This window comes from Blautia faecicola (genome assembly GCF_004123145.1).
GTDB lineage: Bacteria > Bacillota > Clostridia > Lachnospirales > Lachnospiraceae > Oliverpabstia > Oliverpabstia faecicola.
This window is the reverse complement of record NZ_SDKC01000001.1, coordinates 1,325,775-1,340,516: the sequence shown is the minus strand read 5'-3', so window position 1 is coordinate 1,340,516 and position 14,742 is coordinate 1,325,775. Positions and strand designations below refer to the sequence as shown.

At 48.0% G+C, this 14,742-nt stretch carries 10 protein-coding genes, 2 pseudogenes and 2 riboswitches; of the genes and pseudogenes, 1 reads left to right on the top strand and 11 read right to left on the bottom strand.

The features are described 5' to 3' along the window. Nucleotides 1-522: 522 nt before the first annotated feature. The 11 genes and pseudogenes from ETP43_RS06010 to hemA form a co-directional block, all read right to left on the bottom strand. A pseudogene (locus ETP43_RS06010) lies at nt 523-1,740 on the bottom strand (sirohydrochlorin cobaltochelatase); the annotation flags it as partial. Between the two features lie 228 nt (nt 1,741-1,968). Next, a riboswitch (cobalamin riboswitch) is annotated at nt 1,969-2,152 on the bottom strand. 277 nt (nt 2,153-2,429) lie between these two features. Further along, nucleotides 2,430-3,710: a sirohydrochlorin cobaltochelatase gene (locus tag ETP43_RS06005; RefSeq protein ID WP_129257389.1), complete on the bottom strand. Its 1,281-nt coding sequence runs from the start codon at nt 3,708-3,710 to the stop codon at nt 2,430-2,432. Nucleotides 3,711-4,011: 301 nt separating this feature from the next. Then, nucleotides 4,012-4,204: riboswitch (cobalamin riboswitch) on the bottom strand. Between the two features lie 227 nt (nt 4,205-4,431). Continuing rightward, the gene (locus ETP43_RS06000; protein ID WP_129257388.1) at nt 4,432-5,067 is read right to left on the bottom strand and encodes a YczE/YyaS/YitT family protein; all 636 of its coding nucleotides are present in this window, start codon (nt 5,065-5,067) and stop codon (nt 4,432-4,434) included. Between the two features lie 90 nt (nt 5,068-5,157). Beyond that, nucleotides 5,158-5,634, bottom strand: a complete 477-nt coding sequence (gene rnhA, locus ETP43_RS05995; RefSeq protein ID WP_022173191.1) for a ribonuclease HI — start codon at nt 5,632-5,634, stop codon at nt 5,158-5,160. 13 nt (nt 5,635-5,647) lie between these two features. Beyond that, nucleotides 5,648-7,339: a MutS-related protein gene (locus tag ETP43_RS05990; RefSeq protein WP_129257387.1), complete on the bottom strand. Its 1,692-nt coding sequence runs from the start codon at nt 7,337-7,339 to the stop codon at nt 5,648-5,650. A 17-nt stretch (nt 7,340-7,356) separates the two neighbouring features. Beyond that, complete coding sequence (hemL, locus tag ETP43_RS05985) at nt 7,357-8,637, bottom strand: glutamate-1-semialdehyde 2,1-aminomutase (protein ID WP_129257386.1); 1,281 nt, start codon at nt 8,635-8,637, stop codon at nt 7,357-7,359. Further along, entirely contained in the window at nt 8,637-9,620 is a 984-nt protein-coding gene (gene hemB / locus ETP43_RS05980) for a porphobilinogen synthase (RefSeq protein ID WP_129257385.1), read from the bottom strand. Before hemB ends, hemL begins: the two co-directional genes overlap by 1 nt. Nucleotides 9,621-9,663: 43 nt before the next feature. After that, nucleotides 9,664-11,175: a uroporphyrinogen-III C-methyltransferase gene (gene cobA / locus ETP43_RS05975; protein ID WP_129257384.1), complete on the bottom strand. Its 1,512-nt coding sequence runs from the start codon at nt 11,173-11,175 to the stop codon at nt 9,664-9,666. Then, nucleotides 11,172-11,999, bottom strand: a complete 828-nt coding sequence (gene hemC, locus ETP43_RS18365) for a hydroxymethylbilane synthase (RefSeq protein WP_243114328.1) — start codon at nt 11,997-11,999, stop codon at nt 11,172-11,174. Before hemC ends, cobA begins: the two co-directional genes overlap by 4 nt. Before the next feature lie 108 nt (nt 12,000-12,107). Then, nucleotides 12,108-12,506 (bottom strand): annotated as a pseudogene (locus ETP43_RS18360) (precorrin-2 dehydrogenase/sirohydrochlorin ferrochelatase family protein); the annotation flags it as partial. Then, the gene (gene hemA / locus ETP43_RS05965) at nt 12,496-13,725 is read right to left on the bottom strand and encodes a glutamyl-tRNA reductase (protein WP_129257382.1); all 1,230 of its coding nucleotides are present in this window, start codon (nt 13,723-13,725) and stop codon (nt 12,496-12,498) included. The gene hemA and the pseudogene ETP43_RS18360, both read right to left, overlap by 11 nt. A 186-nt stretch (nt 13,726-13,911) precedes the next feature. On the opposite strand from hemA, the gene ETP43_RS05960 reads away from it, so the two are divergent. Next, on the top strand, nt 13,912-14,694 hold the full coding sequence (locus tag ETP43_RS05960; protein WP_129257381.1) for a sirohydrochlorin cobaltochelatase: 783 nt from the start codon (nt 13,912-13,914) through the stop codon (nt 14,692-14,694). The last annotated feature ends 48 nt before the right edge of the window (nt 14,695-14,742 follow it).

Below are 14,742 nucleotides of genomic sequence, written 5' to 3'. Positions count from 1 at the left end.
TATGAATCAATCATATGGATGTAGTATACAAACTTCTGCTTTTTTTGTCAAGGGGCTGATTTGCCGTCAAAGTTACTGTCCACTCCGTTTTCGGTAACTATTTCCTTACTCTGCCTTCACCGGGTCACTTACGCTTACTTCGTGGTCATACCATTTTCCTTTTGTTCCGACCAGTGCCAGATCAAAGGTTTCATCCAGTGCTTTTACCGGAACATCAAAGCCATATACTTCTTCTGTACTTCCGTCATCATAGGTGATCGTATCGGTTGTTGGCTGCAGAAGTTCTGCACCGTCTTTCTGTGCATCTGCCGCTTTTCCCACATACAGGTTTACGATATTCTTAGATACCAGGCTGATATGGATCGTCATTTTTCCGTCTTTTACTGTCAGGATACCTTTTCCGTCATTTGCTTCGTTAACATGGAACATTCCACTGTCTGTGTCAAATTCTGCTTCATAAGTACCATCTTCCAGTGTGCCGGCTGTTTCCTCTGACTCTTCGGAAACAGCTGCATCATTTCCATCCATTGCAGCTTTGGTATGTGCTACATACAGATCCTGGATGGCAGAGATCTCTCCCAGTCCTGCGATCTGAGTATCAATCTTGTCAAATGCTCCTGATGCCTCGAACTGGCTCTTCCAGGAATCCTCATCATCTCCGGCCATATCATTATTTGCATGGTCTCCGGCTACTACCATCAGCGGACGAAGCACTACTTTTTTGTATCCCGCCTCTTTGATCTTTTCGATCACTGCTTCACATGCAGTATCTTCCGGTTTCCCTTCTACGGTACCGATAAATACATTGTCATATCCCAGATCATTCATCTGGCTCTGCATCTGGCTGTAGCTGATCTTTGCAGTGTGGGAAGTTCCGTGTCCCATGAATACAAATGCGGTTCCGTCTGCTTCCGCAACTTCCAGACTGTCGTATCCGGCTGTTTTCACTGCTTCTGCCGTGATGGCTTCTGCTACTGCTTTTTTGTCATCATTGACTGCATCGTCACTGTCCCCAACTTCTCCTAACAGTGGTTCTGCGATGGTTACGGATTCAAATTTATCTTTGTAGCTTTCTACTGCTTCTGTCAGCTCGTCATACTCAGCGCCATGCATCAGATGGGTCGGCTGTACCACCAGGTTCTTTACGCCATTGTCTACGGCACGCTGCAGGGCCTGATCCATATTGTCGATCTTCTCGTCATCACGGGCCTGTACATGGTTGATGATGATCTGTGCGGTAAAGGCTCGTCTTACGGACCAGTCCGGATATGCGGTCTGCAGGGCTTTCTCGATACCTCCGATATCTGCTGTACGGCTGTCATTGAAAGAAGTACCGAAACTTACTACCAGCAGTTCGTTGTCACCGATGTCATCTCCGTTTAACGGATCGTCCTTGGATGCGTCACCGGTATCTCTTCCGAAGTAATCAGGGTCTGCATTTTCACCTTCTACCAGTTCTTTCTGTGCGTCGGTCAGAGCATCCCAGGCTTCTTTGGCTTCTTTACACTGTTCGTCAGTGTTGTCGTTTCTTTCCTGCACATAAATCTGATCGATCAGGGCTGCTACTTTATCTGCTGCCTCCTGGTCAGATGCACTGTCATCTGCGGCTTCTTCGGTGGCTTCTGCCTCTGTTTCGGTTGTTGTGGATTCGGATGTTGTTTCTTTGGTGTCGCCACAACCAGTCAGAAGTGTTGCTGTCATGGCTGCTGATAACATCAATACTACCAGTTTCTTTTTCATGTTAAATCCTCCTGTTTTCAGATATAAGTACATAAATGAATAAAAAAAAGAAAATCATAATTGATCCAACGGACCAATTATTACTGTCCTATACAAGAAAAACCTCCGCCAATTGGCGGAGGTACAGGTTACACAAGAATCAGCCAGTATGATTCTGACTTTCTTAATTTTGTACTGCCAGTCCCTCGTGGCCTGAATTCTCAGTTACCGCGCACAGTAACTGTTCTTATTCCCGTACTGCGAAAGGCAGGTCTCCCGACTGATCGCTCTGACACTTTGGCTCCCTTCCCGGTTTCCCAGTGGTTATTAGCCTCAACTCGCGAATTACGGTGACGAGTTCGTACCGGATTCTCACCGGTTTCCCTTTTCACCGGACATTTTTTCGTCCGGCACCTTACACATTTTATTCAGTTATGCTGTATTTCCTGTTTATTCTAGCACCGCTCCAATTACTTGTCAATGTTGCATCGTAACTGTTCAGTAGCCTCACAGTTACGATGCAGTATGCATTTCTAATCACCTTCGGTGATGGCATTTTGACTTGTATGTCTCTGGATTTTGGCAAAAAACAGCCAGTCTGACCAGTCACTGAATAGCAGCTGATCGGACAGGCTGTTCCTTTTATTTATCTGTCATAACTTTTCAGTACCTTCACAGTGGGTGCTGAGCAGTTACGTATCTGATATGTTTTAGTTTGCTGTAGAAGCGCTCTTTCCATCAATTGCAGCTTTACTATGTGCTACATACAGATCCTGGATAGAAGAGATCTCTCCCAGTCCTGCGATCTGAGTATCAATCTTGTCAAATGCTCCTGATGCCTCGAACTGGCTCTTCCAGGAATCCTCATCATCTCCGGCCATATCGTTATTTGCATGGTCTCCGGCTACTACCATCAGAGGACGAAGCACTACTTTTTTGTATCCTGCTTCTTTGATCTTTTCGATCACTGCTTCACATGCAGTATCTTCCGGCTCGCCTTCTACAGTTCCGATAAATACATTCTTGTATCCCAGATCGTTCATCTGGCTCTGCATCTGGCTGTAGCTGATCTTCGCAGTGTGGGAAGTTCCGTGTCCCATGAATACGAATGCGGTTCCGTCTGCCTCTGCCGCATCCAGATCATCATATCCTGCAGTTTTTACTGCCTCTGCTGTGATGGCTTCTGCTACTGCTTTTTTGTCATCATTGACTGCATCGTCACTGTCCCCGACTTCTCCCAACAGTGGCTCTGCGATAGTTACGGATTCAAATTTATCTTTGTAGCCTTCTACTGCTTCTGTCAGCTCGTCATACTCAGCGCCATGCATCAGATGGGTCGGCTGTACCACCAGGTTCTTTACGCCATTGTCTACGGCACGCTGCAGGGCCTGATCCATATTGTCGATCTTCTCATCATCACGGGCCTGTACATGGTTGATGATGATCTGTGCGGTAAAGGCTCTTCTTACGGACCAGTCCGGATATGCGGTCTGCAGGGCTTTCTCGATACCTCCGATATCTGCTGCACGGCTGCCGTTGAAGGAAGTACCGAAACTTACTACCAGCAGTTCGTTGTCACCGATGTCATCTCCGTTTAACGGATCGTCCTTGGATGCATCACCGGTATCTCTTCCGAAGTAATCAGGGTCTGCATTTTCACCTTCTACCAGTTCTTTCTGTGCGTCGGTCAGAGCATCCCAGGCTTCTTTGGCTTCTTTACACTGTTCGTCAGTGTTGTCGTTTCTTTCCTGCACATAGATCTGATCGATCAGGGCTGCTACTTTATCTGCTGCCTCCTGGTCAGATGCACTGTCGTCTGTTGCTTCTTCTGTGGCTTCTTCTGTCGGCTCTGCTTCTTCTGTGGCTTCTGCATCCTTTGTTGTTTCTGTTGTTGTGGATGCACTGTCATCCTTTGCTGTGTTTCCACATCCTGTCATCATGGACATGGTCATAGCTGCTGAAAGCATCAGCACTACAATTTTCTTTTTCATCTCATGGTTCCTCCTGTCTTTGTCCTTTTGAGATTGTGTACCACGGTGGTACAGGACGGCTCTCCGAAGAAGGTTGTCTGGGGTCCTGCCCGCATGAAACGTAAAAAACCTCCGTCCGGAGACGAAGGTAGTAGGTACTACATTTGGAATTCTTCTTATAGTTTCAGAATCAGTTTCAGGGATACCAGAACCGTTTAACGGTTATAGATGTTTCTTTCACCATAAGTGCCGGAAAAACCATTTTTATACAAGCAAACAGGTTTTTCTTTCGTACTGCCAATTCCTCGTGGCCTGAACTTTCGTTCCCGTACTGCGCAAAGGCAGGTCTCCCGGCTGATCGCTCAAGCGGTTTGACACCTTCCCGGTTTCCCAGTGGTTTTTGTCTTCCCTCGCGAATCACGGTGACGAGTTCGTACAGGATTCACACCTGTTTCCCTTTTCACCGGATTAACAGAAATCTTCTGTCATCCGACACCTTACGCTTTTCTATGTGGTCGATATTCGGTAATTTTTACCGTTATCTTTTTAACAGAATGAGTATAGCATTCTACGTGCATACTGTCAATCATTATTCCGTGATCGTTGGAAAAACTCACGAAAAAAATACACCGGATGCTGTGCTGTCTGCTCTCACACCGTTTTTCAAAATATAATTTCAAATATACTCCGTGCTCACAGAAAATCCGCTGGACACCAGCGGATTTTCCCTTATTCTCGTTCTTTATTTGTGAAACATTTCTCCTGCTGCCATCTTATCCGTAAAATGTTCTCTGCAAAACTGGATGAACGGTCCCATACAGAAAGCATAGACCAGTGTGGCCAGTCCCAGGTCTCCTCCCAGAGCAAAGCCGACCGCACAACATACCACGTCGGTACTGATTCTTACTGCGCGGAACGGAAATTTTGTTTTCTCCGTGATTGTCAGTGCCTGTGCATCGTATGGAGACACGCCAAGCTCTGAAGAGTAATACAAAGCAGAGGAAATAGAAATCAGTATCACAACAATCAACAGTAAAATCACACGCACTGCCATTGACGGATGTTCTCCCACCATTTTTACAACTGCTTTTCTGGTGGCATCTGTGACAAATCCACTGAAAAACAGATTGACAACTGTTGCAATTCCAAGTAATTTTCGGTTAAAGATAAATGCTATGATCAGCAAAACAGCACACACCACAATGTATACCGTCTGGTATGTCGCATGAAAAGCATTGGAAAATCCAAAAATAATAACGCTGAACGGATCCACTCCAAGCCCTGAAATTTTCTGGAGTCCTACGGAAGCCGCAGTCAGTGCGATTCCGATTACCGCCATTGCGATACGAACCCCCAGATTATTCTTTTTTGTTCCCATAATAAAAGATCCTCCTTCTCTTCCTCTCTCCCGAAGATCAGATTTTTCATCTGTTTTTTATAACAAAATCATTCTGAATGACCTTTTTCTTTATGCGATCCCCGGATCCACCAGCAGATTGTCTCCATCCGCCGCGGAGGTTGCCAGGTAATCACACCGCTCATTCATCTCGTGACCGTCGTGGCCTTTCACCCAGATAAATTCTACCTGGTGCGGTTCTTTCGCCTGTAACAGCCGTTTCCACAGATCCACATTTTTTACCGGTTCATTTTTTCCGCGTTTCCAGCCTTTTTTGATCCAGCCGTCGATCCAGTGCTGGTTAAAAGCATCAACCAGATACTTGGAATCGGAGTATAACTGGATCTGGCAGGGACGGTTTAGAGCTTCAAGTCCCACGATCGCCGCCATCAGTTCCATCCGGTTATTCGTTGTCTTTTTGTATCCTGCGGAAAGCTCTTTCTCGTGAAGATTTCCGTTTCGATCGGTATAATGCAAGACACAGCCGTACCCGCCCGGTCCGTCCGGGTTGCCTCTGGCTGCGCCGTCGGTATAGATTTTTACTAACATAACACTTCTCCTTTTATTTCCACACACCCGTTTCTTCAAACTGTTTCGCACTCTCCTGCGCTGCCTCGATGATCTTCGGATCATAGCCGATCATGGCAAGCAGACGGATCGCATTTCTCGTCATGGCTCTGCCGGTACGGAGTTTATAGTCAAATACCACATCCTTTTCCTGAATCTCTTCCTCAAAGTGATAATTATCATACTCTTTTTCCAGGATATAAGACAGTTCGATATCGTGCGTTGCCGCCATCGCAAGGACTTTCGGTTTTGCCAGAGAATGAAGAATCTGCGAGGATGCGGCAATTCGCTCGATCGTGTTCGTTCCGCGAAGAACCTCATCCACGATACATAGTACCGGTTCGGGCTTTTCACATTCCTCTAGGATTCGTTTCAGAGAACGGATCTCTACCATATAGTAACTCTCTCCACCTGCCAGATTGTCACGCAGTGCCATCGAGGTAAGAACTTTCAGAAAACTTCCCCGGTGCTGTTTTGCGATGCAGGTATGCACCGTCTGCGCCAGGATCGTATTGATCGCGATCGTCTTTAGGAATGTGGATTTTCCGGAGGCATTTGAGCCAGTGATCAGCACACCCCGCTGCATCCGGATACCATTTACCACCGGATCAGCGATCAGCGGGTGATACAGTTCCTCAACTTCCAGAGATGCACCCTCTGCGTTGTCTGTTTCCGTAAATTCCGGCAGACTGTAATACGGAAGGCTCTCTCGGAACGAAGCGACTGCGATCAGGGCATCCAGTTCCCCGATCGCCTGATACATGTCCTCGATGATTGCTTCATTTCCTTCCACATGCTTTAGCATCGAATAAAACTTGATAAAATCCACCTGGAAAATGATCCGCAGATAGGAAACAACGATGGCTTCCAGCCCGTCCTGTACAGAATTCGTCGAAGCCACCAAAAAAGCACCCCGGCGGAAACTTTTCATTTTCTTTCTTCCCTCTCGGATCCGGTCGAGATACGTCTGGATCACCGGATTGTCCAGTTTTTCAAACTGATCCGCCGCCCGCAGAAGGCGCAGGATGCAGACGAAGCAGTTCAGATACGGTTCGATCTTTTTGGAATCTCTTGTATGAACCACCGCACTGACACAGAGCATCAGGAGCAGCAGAAACATACAGGGAATCGGTTTTATTAACGTAGCGATGATCGCTGCGACCGAAAGTCCCGCAAGCATGGGATATTTTGCTCTTCCGGTGCGATCCACGTCTTTCAGTGCATCGATGTAATCTGCAATCGACATTTTCCAGATCTTTTTGACTTCCTTTACCCGGGTGAGTACCTGGATCCGCTCCTCTTCATGTGTCTGAAAATACGCAATCAGTCGTTCTCTCTCCTCAAGCACTTCCCGGTGCATCTGTGGCTGACGCAGCATCTGATAGAGGACATCTTCTCCGCAGGACGATAGTGTATTGTTCATGCGTATAAAAATTTCGTCCATCTGCAGATCGTTCCAGGTGATGTCATCGATCATAAACGGTTCGCCCTCATGCCGTCTGGCATAATGGGAAATGCTCTCAAGTTCCTCCTGGGTATATTCCCGATCCGGTATGGTTCCCCAGCGCTGTTTTAAGTGCCGCAGAAACCATTTGCGCTGCCGGATCTTATCCCAGATGATCATGGCAGTGCACAGGATCAGGATGCCCCCTGCCGTGAGCAGGGTTATCATCCATTCACTTTTCATTTATTATCCTCTTAAAATTACTCCGCTTTCAGGAATCCCTCAAAGATATCCAGAGTCTCTTTGGTTGTCTCTTCGGTATGCGCATTGGATAAGAACATTGCCTCGAACTGAGACGGTCCAAGATGTACCCCATGCTCCAGCATATAGCGGAAGTAACGGGCAAATTCTTCGGTATCGGAAGTCTTCGCATCTTCATAATTTTCCACATCCTGATCGGTGAAATAGATGCATCCCAGAGAACAGATATGGTTGACTTTCCACGGTTTTCCGTATTTTTTCACCAGTTCTTTCATGCCTTCATACAGCTTGTCACCCATATGGCTCATGTTGGTGTAGATTTCCGGATGATCTTTCAAGATTTTTAACTGCGTCAGTCCTGCTGCCATAGCCACCGGATTACCGCTCAGGGTTCCTGCCTGGTATACATGACCGACCGGTGCGATCACTTCCATGATCTCCCGTTTTCCGCCAAAGGCACCGACCGGCATACCGGCACCGATGATTTTTCCGTAAGTCACCAGATCCGCCTCGATACCAAAGCGTTCCTGTGCACCGCCGAATGCCAGACGGAAGCCTGTGATAACCTCGTCAAAGATCAGAACCGTACCATTTTTTGTGCAGAGTTCCCGAAGACCTTTTAAGAAGCCTTCTTTCGGAAGTACCACACCCATGTTGGCAGCTACCGGCTCTACGATCACGGCTGCGATCTGTCCTTCATTCTCTTCAAAGAGCATCTTGACGCTTTCAAGATTGTTGTATACAGCAGTCAGGGTATCCTGGGTTGCTCCCGCAGGTACACCGGCACTGTCCGGGATTCCCGCGGTCATCACACCGGAACCGGCTTTTACCAACAGGGCATCGGAATGTCCGTGATAGCATCCGGCGAATTTGACGATTTTATTTCTTCCGGTATATCCTCTGGCGGCACGGATCGCGCTCATCACGGCTTCTGTTCCGGAGTTTACCATACGGATCATCTCGATAGACGGAATATTTTCACATATAAATTCTGCCATCTCCACCTCGCTCTCGGTAGCCGCACCGAAGCTCAGACCGCTTTCTGCTTTGCGGATCACGGCGTTCCGGACTTCCGGGTTGTTATGACCAAGGATCATCGGTCCCCAGGAACTGATATAATCGATATATCTCTTGCTGTCTGCATCTACCACATACGGACCTGTGGCTCCCTCGATAAACCGCGGGGTCATTCCCACAGAGCCGTAGGCACGTACCGGGCTGTTGACGCCTCCCGGAATAACTTTCACTGCTCTTTCAAATAATTCGTCTGATCTGCTCATTATCCGATCCTCCCTTCGTCCATACATTTTGCCAGTTCTTTTGCATAATAAGTCAGATAAATCTGTGCGCCGGCGCGATAGGTGCTCACTGCCATCTCACACATGATCCTCTCTTCATCGATCCAGCCTTTCTGTGCAGCTGCTTTCACCATCGCGTATTCTCCGCTGACGCTGTAGGCTGCTACCGGAACATTCGTCACTTCTTTTACTTTTGTGATCATATCCAGATAAGACATCGCCGGTTTTACCATGATGATATCGGCTCCCTCATCCACATCGAGAAGGGCTTCTTTCACACCTTCGCGGCTGTTGTGCGGATCCATCTGATAACTCTTTCTGTCTCCGAATGCCGGAGCAGAATCTGCCGCCTCACGGAACGGACCGTAGAAAGCAGATGCGTATTTTACCGCATAGGACATGATCGGGGTCTCTTTGTGACCGTTTTTGTCTAACATGTTGCGGATTGCCAGCACACGACCGTCCATCATATCGGAAGGTGCTACCATGTCCGCACCTGCCTGCACATGGGACAGAGCTGTCTTTGCCAGCAGATCCAGGGTGCTGTCATTTTCCACTTCATGACCGCAGAGCATGCCGCAGTGACCATGACTGGTGTACTCGCACAGGCACACATCGGTAATATAATACAGTTCCGGGAATTTTTCTTTTCCCACCTGCAGAGCGCGCTGTACGATACCGTCCTGGGCGTATGCCTGGCTTGCGATCTCGTCTTTATGATCCGGGATACCAAAAAGCATTACGCTTCCCACGCCTGCTTTTGCCAGACGCTCCAGTTCATATGGCAGACGATCCAGTGTGTAACGGAACTGTCCCGGCATCGACGGGATCTCGTCCTCTCTTCCGGTACCTTCCTGCACAAACATCGGGTAGATCAGGGAAGATTTGTCCATCCGGGTCTCCCGTATCATCTTTCTGATCGTCTCTCCTCCACGGAGCCGTCTCGGTCTCTTTATCATATCCATGTTCATTTTCCTCTTTCTTCTGTCGGTTTGTTTTTGTTGTTTTTTATTTCTGCATTTTTAATTCTATTACCAGATCCACCAGACTGTCAATAGACGCTTCCTTTGCAACTGCCGTTTTCATCCCATAGCGCAGTGCCTCCGCCTCTGTCTGTTTTCCGATACAGGCTGCCAGAACTTTCGTATCATCCAGTCCCGGTGTAGCTGCCACAAAGCCTTTTACTGTCGATGCACTGGTAAATACCGCACAGTCGATCTTTCCGCTCTCAAACTGTCCTTTTTCATCGATCAGTTCCTGACTCTCATAAAAGGTATCATAGATTGCCACATCGTCTACCGTAAGATCTTCTCTCTTTGCCAGTTCTTCGGTCACTTCTTTATTTCCAATCGCCGCTCTCGCCAGTAAAATCTTCGCTCCCGGCTCACACTCTTTCGCCATTTTCGCTCCAAGCGATGCCCCGTCAAAGACTTCCGGCATCAGATCCGGATACAGATGATGTTCTTTTAACGCTTTTGCGGTTCCTCTTCCGATGGTAGCGATCTTTACCGATCCCAGTGCACGGATATCTTTTCCGGCATCCATCAGCAGTTCAAAGAAAATTCTCACACCGCTCGGACTGGTAAATGCAAGCCACTGATAGGTGTCAAGTTTTTCAAATGCCTTGTAAATGTTCGTTCTGTCTTCCACCGGTTTTACACCGATTGCCGGAAGTTCCAGCACTTCCGCTCCCTGTTCCCGGAGTTTCTTTGCCATGCCGGAAACCAGTTCTTTCGGCCGGGTTACCAACACTTTGTAACCGGCAAGCGGCAGTTTTTCATACCAGCCGAACGTATCTGCCACCTGGCAGACCTGTCCGACCACGATGATCGCCGGTGTCTGAATCTTCGCCGCATCGGATGCCTGTTTTAAGGTGGCTACCGTTGCCACCACCCGTTTTTGTCCCGCGGTGGTTCCCTGCTGCAGCACTGCCGCCGGAGTTTCCGGATCCATACCGGCTTCCAGAAGCCCTTTGCAGATATCTTCCATTGCAGTGATTCCCATCAGAAATACCAGTGTTCCCCGAGTTCTTACGAGCGCTTCAAAATCAATATTATAGTTTTCCCCTTCCCGTTTGTGACCGGTGATCACATGGACAGAAGAACAAAAATCTCTGTGTGTGACCGGGATTCCGTTATATGCCGGAACCGCGATGCAGGAAGTCACACCCGGCACGACCTCATATGGGATATCATGTTCACACAGAAGTTCCAGTTCCTCGCCGCCGCGTCCAAAAAGGAACGGATCACCGCCCTTTAAGCGCACGACACGTTTTCCCTCCTGGGCTTTCTCCAGAAGAACCTGATTAATATTTTCCTGTTTCATCGTGTGGTGTCCGGCGCGTTTGCCCACATTGATCTTCTCTGCGGACGCCGGCACAATCGCCAGCACGCCGTCGCCTACCAGACTGTCATATACCACAACCTCGGCTTTTGCGAGGATTTCTCTTCCCTTTATTGTAAAAAGTCCTACATCTCCCGGACCAGCACCTACCAGCCAGACTTTTCCCTGTGTACTCATCCTTCTGCCTCCCTGATCAGTTTCTTTGCCAGAGCCACGCCAAGTGTCTCCGGGTCTTCTAAGGATCCGCGCATCGTTCCGATCGTATGCTTTCCGGTACTCTCCTGATAATACAGACCGCGCAGGAAGATCTCATCTCCCTCGATCACCGCATGCGCCGCCACCGGCGAAGAACAGCCGCCGTCAAGATAGCGGACAAAGGCACGTTCACAGAGTGCCGCAATAGTTCCTTCCCGGTCTGAAAAATGCTCCAGATACGAATAGTCTTCTCCCTGCCGTCCCTGAACTGCAAGAATCCCCTGTCCTGCTGCCGGGATCACTTCGTCCGGCTCATAATACCTGGAGATCCGGTTTTTCAGTCCCAGTCTCTTTAATCCTGCCGCCGCAAGGATCAATCCGCCGTACTCTCCGTCATCCAGTTTTTTCAGTCTTGTCAGGACATTTCCACGGACACTCTGAAACATCGCTTCCGGATACATCTTCTGTAACTGCAGAATTCGTCTCTGACTGGAGCATCCGATTGGTTTTGTAAGATCCAGTGTATCTGCCCCTTCCGGAAGTACCAGCACATCTCTCGGATCCTCTCTTTTTGAAAATGCCACGATCGGCAGTTCTTCCGGAACTTCCATCGGCATATCTTTTAAGCTATGCACAGACAGATCACTTCGCCTGTCTATCAGTGCCTTATCCAGTTCTTTTACAAACAATCCTTTGCCGCCCACTTTATCCAGTGTCCGATCCAGGATCTTATCACCGGTTGTCTTCATCGTCAGCAGACGGATCTCTTTTTGGGGACATTCTTTTTTCAGGTAATCCATCAGCATCTCACTCTGGATCACCGCCAGACGGCTCTCCCGGCTTCCGATACAGATCGTATGATTTACCACTGCCTCGATCTGTTTTCGAAGTTCGGCAGTTCCTTTATGGTCTTTTCCCGAACCATTGATGCCGATCACATACGGGTCTTTGCGGATCACTCCCGGGAAATGAAAATCACATTTTTCCTGGTTACTTGCCACATTGACAAGCGCGCCCAGACATTTTGCCACACTGTAGATCCCGTCATTTAATTTCGGATCATTCGTAGCCACCAGTACCATCCAGGCATCGTAAATATCCTCTCTCTGATACTCCCTGTGGAAAATCGTAAGTTTCTTCTCATTTTCCAGTTCTTCCAGCTCTCCGGTCACTTCCGGAGCTACCACGACAATCTGTGGTGCAAACGGAAGTAAGGTCTTTACCCGTCTTGTGGCGATAGCTCCTCCACCGATCACCACGATCTTTTTCTCACTGATATCCACAAATAAAGGAAAAAAAGCGTTATTCTTCATATACTTTTTCCAGTCCTTCCACACAATCTATAAATGCATCGGTCTCCAGGGTATCCCGCAGTCCAAAAATCATCTTCGTCACTACTTTTCCCGCCGCCGTATCGATCGATGCTTCTAGGTCTTTTCGCTCCTGTTCGCTAAGAGGCAGTTTTCCAAGAATCTTATGTAACCGGAGGTTCAGATCCGTCACCGCATCCTCTTTGATCTCCTGGATCCGCGGAATCAGTGCCCGTCCCTGATACCAGACATAAAAATCATCGATTTCTTCCTGAATGATCGCTTCCGCCTGTTCCATCGACTGCAGGGTTGCCGCACTCGGTCCGCTCAGTTTGAAATCATCGATCGTATACAGCTCTGCTCCTTCGATCTCACCGATTCCCGGCTCCATATCCCTCGGAACAGCAAGATCGATAAAAATGATCTGTTTTTTCAGATCCAGTCCTTCTATCTGCTCTTTCGTCAGTGTACAGTTCGGACTTGCCGTCGCACTGACAACCAGATCACAGCCCGGAAGAAAATCCAGACGTTCTCCGTAATTGATTCTGGAGCATCCCATCGGGATCGTCACCACACCACTTCGATACTGACGGACCGTGACTGTCACATCCGCTCCGGTCCGTCTCAGGGACTGTGCAGCCAGTTTACCCATCTCTCCGTTTCCGATAACCATGCAGCGTGCCTCTGCAAACGGAAAATTCCGTTCTTTTAACATTTCAATCGCCTGATCCATCGCGGTCTGATTGGCTCTGGAGAAAATAACGTTCGTCTTTACTTTCTTTCCCGCCGTCACCGCTTTTCGAAACAGGACTTCCAGTACATTATCTGTCACAAAAGCATCTCTCGCCAGTGTCAGCGCATCTTTGACCTGTGTGATGATCTGGTCTTCCGCCAGGATCATGGATTTTAACCCACTGGTCAGATGAAACAGATGATCCACTGCCTCTTCTTCCTTTCGCTCCACAAAATACTCTCCGTACTGGGTTGGATCCACTTCTTTGATTTTACAAAGCTCTTCTAACAAAGTTCCGTCCCAGTCCGCTTTCGTGCTCGCCCACAGTTCCATACGGTTGCAGGTGGACAGGATGACACAACCCTGGATCCCCGAGATTTTCTTCAGTCGTTCCATCGCCGCTGTCGCATTTTTCTTTGTAAAGGAAAACATGGCGCGGATATCTACATTTGCTTTATTATAATCAATTCCGATCATCGATATACTCATATCTTTTGTTCCTCCCTGACAGCATTTTACAGTTTTATAAAAATGCATTACGAGTTATCATACCACATCTTTCGCTTTTGGAAAACAGTCACACGAATTTTTGTACAGACAATTGACAAAAAGTAGTCAATAAGGGTACACTACACACAGAGGAATTATTACTATTGATGAAAGGAACAAAACCTTATGTCTACAACAAAAAAAGCCATTCTGGTGGTCAGTTTCGGTACCAGTTTTCCGGATACCTGCAAAAAGACCATCGATGTGATTGAACAGCGTATCGGTGAACATTTCTCCGATTATAAGATTTATCGTGCCTGGACCAGTAAAATGATCATGGCAAAACTTCTGGCACGAGACAATATCAAAATCAACAATGTAACCGAAGCCATGGAGCAGATGATCGCAGACGGCATCACAGAAGTGATCGTACAGCCTACCCATGTGATCAACGGTATCGAAAATGATCTGATGAAAGAAGATGCTCTTGCCTTCAAAAATCATTTTAAGCGCATTACCTTTGGCGATCCGCTTCTCACCACACAGCAGGATCATGTAGAGATCGTCAATGCCATCTGCCAGGAGTTCTCCGACCTCCCGTCAGACTGTGCCCTGATCCTTATGGGACACGGAACCAGCCATTATGCTAATGATGTCTACGCGGCACTGGATTACCGTTTCAAAGACCTGGGACATGACAACATCCATCTGGCTACCGTAGAAGGTTACCCGACGCTGGAAAATGTCATCCGTCTGGTCAAAGAACAGGGAGCAAAAAAAGTGATCCTCACACCGTTTATGATCGTAGCGGGCGATCATGCGCGAAACGATATGTCCGGTGAAGACGAAGATTCCTGGAAAAATCAGTTCCAGGCAGCAGGATATGAAGTGGAATGTTGCCTGAAAGGGCTCGGCGAGTATCCGGCAGTACAGAATATGCTGATCCGCCACGTCACCGAAGTCTGCTAGAGCGTGGCTGAAAAGAAGCGATATGCAAACTCCTACCATTGCATACCG

Coding starts and splice junctions, on each gene's coding strand:
- ETP43_RS06005 (WP_129257389.1), bottom strand. CDS start 3,710: ATGAAAAAGAAAATTGTAGTGCTGATGCTTTCAGCAGCTATGACCATG.
- ETP43_RS06000 (WP_129257388.1), bottom strand. CDS start 5,067: ATGGGAACAAAAAAGAATAATCTGGGGGTTCGTATCGCAATGGCGGTA.
- rnhA (WP_022173191.1), bottom strand. CDS start 5,634: ATGTTAGTAAAAATCTATACCGACGGCGCAGCCAGAGGCAACCCGGAC.
- ETP43_RS05990 (WP_129257387.1), bottom strand. CDS start 7,339: ATGAAAAGTGAATGGATGATAACCCTGCTCACGGCAGGGGGCATCCTG.
- hemL (WP_129257386.1), bottom strand. CDS start 8,637: ATGAGCAGATCAGACGAATTATTTGAAAGAGCAGTGAAAGTTATTCCG.
- hemB (WP_129257385.1), bottom strand. CDS start 9,620: ATGGATATGATAAAGAGACCGAGACGGCTCCGTGGAGGAGAGACGATC.
- cobA (WP_129257384.1), bottom strand. CDS start 11,175: ATGAGTACACAGGGAAAAGTCTGGCTGGTAGGTGCTGGTCCGGGAGAT.
- hemC (WP_243114328.1), bottom strand. CDS start 11,999: ATGCTGATGGATTACCTGAAAAAAGAATGTCCCCAAAAAGAGATCCGT.
- hemA (WP_129257382.1), bottom strand. CDS start 13,725: ATGAGTATATCGATGATCGGAATTGATTATAATAAAGCAAATGTAGAT.
- ETP43_RS05960 (WP_129257381.1), top strand. CDS start 13,912: ATGTCTACAACAAAAAAAGCCATTCTGGTGGTCAGTTTCGGTACCAGT.